Source organism: Pseudomonas sp. P5_A2_2, from assembly GCF_054177685.1.
The window spans coordinates 1-1689 of the sequence record NZ_JBGCUL010000942.1 but is presented as its reverse complement, the minus strand read 5'-3'; the positions used below and the strand labels follow the sequence as shown (position 1 = coordinate 1689).

2 protein-coding genes and 1 pseudogene are annotated in these 1689 nt (G+C 53.8%); 2 read left to right on the top strand and 1 reads right to left on the bottom strand.

Features of this window, described 5'->3' with window-relative positions:
* Positions 1-164, bottom strand: a 164-nt coding sequence (locus tag ACXRVY_RS27580) for a DUF3077 domain-containing protein (protein WP_458238787.1), incomplete at its 3' end; no start/stop codon positions are given.
* Positions 165-692: 528 nt separating this feature from the next.
* On the opposite strand from ACXRVY_RS27580, the gene ACXRVY_RS27575 reads away from it, so the two are divergent.
* Entirely contained in the window at positions 693-1487 is a 795-nt protein-coding gene (locus tag ACXRVY_RS27575) for a MarR family transcriptional regulator (protein ID WP_411740679.1), read from the top strand.
* 1 nt (position 1488) lies between these two features.
* Positions 1489-1689: pseudogene (locus ACXRVY_RS27570) on the top strand (hypothetical protein); the annotation flags it as partial.

Below are 1689 nucleotides of genomic sequence, written 5' to 3'. Positions count from 1 at the left end.
GTCAGGGACTTGGCGAGGAACAGCAGGTCGGAGGCTTGGGCCAGGGCGTCGGCGATGGGGACGTCGCGGCAGACGTGGAACAGGGGTTGATTCGAGAGATACAGGAAGGGGGTGAAACCGATGGTTTTGAGTTCTGAGGGCGAGGGCGGATCAGTTTTAGTCATGGTCGTACTCCAAGATTAGAGTAGTCGCCACGTTCGTTTCCAAGCGAATGGGTGGCGGCTGTGCGCAGGTTGGAAAACCGGGGACCACAGAACCGGCACGCCCGAAGGCGTCCCGCACACAGCTGCCATAACACAAAATTCGCAGTAGTAAAAAACGTCTGGAATCGTGGTAGGAGTACTGTTGCACTGTGATCCGACGGGTTTCCAAGCCCGATCGCTGAATGGTCAGCGACGTCCGGAGACTATCCCGTCGAAGAAACGCGCAACAAGGCGGCAATGTGCCCAAATAGAAGATTCGGAGTTTGCCTACAAGGTCCTAAGGCGTCATCTGATATTTCGACACCTTAAGTAAACAAAACTAAACAATCAGGCAAAACAGCGGCATATGAACGAGGCGTTTAAGTTTTACGTATAAGCCCAAGTGCGGTCGCACAGCCTCCAATCAGTACCGACACGATAATCGGGGCGGTCGTAAAATGGCTTGACTGGAAAACTTTTCTTGTGCGACAAGTGTCCACGTTTTATGGAATGTGGACAGTGGGGCTTTTGGAGTTCATGAAGAGTCAAGATATTTTGCTTCTTTTTAAAATGGCTAGCCTCCACGCGCAGGAGGAGAAGCTATTTGGAAGAATGGAATCGGAGTCAATGGCGGATTTATTTGAACCGCTGCTGGAACCCGGTGTGAGCCCACCAATGGTGGCTGGCGATCCGGTGGGTCGCGCATTGGCTGCTCACAATCCTGATCCTGAAGACACAGTTTATCGCGTGCAGGAGCTTGATAACCCCAGGGGCGATGCTGACAAGTGGGAGGGGTGGTCGGACGCGGTTCCATCCCCTCCAGTGTCGAGCTGGATTGAAAGTTACTCCTTGCGCGCACTCTCGGCATCTCTTGGCCTGAGTAAAAGTGAGGTTTCGAACTCGATGGCACGGTGTCGTGAGGCGGGGTTGCTCACCAACGACTACGACACCGCTCTTCCGAAGGTGAACCGCCGAGAGCTCGTGAAAATCACGGAGCATGCCCTCAAATACTTTTACCCGGTAAAGCCAGGTGCAATTGTTCGCGGCATCCCCACCGGCTTTGCAGCGCCGGCGCTGTCCAAGAGCCTTAAAAGTGCGGGTGGGCTCATTCCAGTTTGGCCTGATGCTTTCGGGAGTGAGCGCGGTCAGGCGATTGAGCCGCTCTACAAAACCGTTCCAGACGCGGTGAAGAAGGACCGAACCCTTTATCATTACTTGGCGCTCGTTGATGCGATCCGCGTTGGCGGACCGAGAGAGTGCGCAGTAGCGGTCAACATACTCAAGGCAGGGATGGGGCTGAAATAAGATGGCTTCAAATGCTGACCATAATTACGAGCTGATCGAGTATGTGGCTGAAGGTCTGGGCAAAGAATTATTGACTGAAGTTGCCTTTGTCGGTGGATGCACGACGGCAATGCTGGTGACCGACACCGCTGTCATGGATGACATCCGGTTTACTGATGATGTCGACTTGGTAATCGAGTTGGCGGGTGTTAGTGCCTGGCAA

Bases quoted from the DNA above. Each gene is read 5' to 3' on its own strand.
- ACXRVY_RS27575 (WP_411740679.1), top strand. From the start codon at position 693: ATGTGGACAGTGGGGCTTTTGGAGTTCATGAAGAGTCAAGATATTTTG.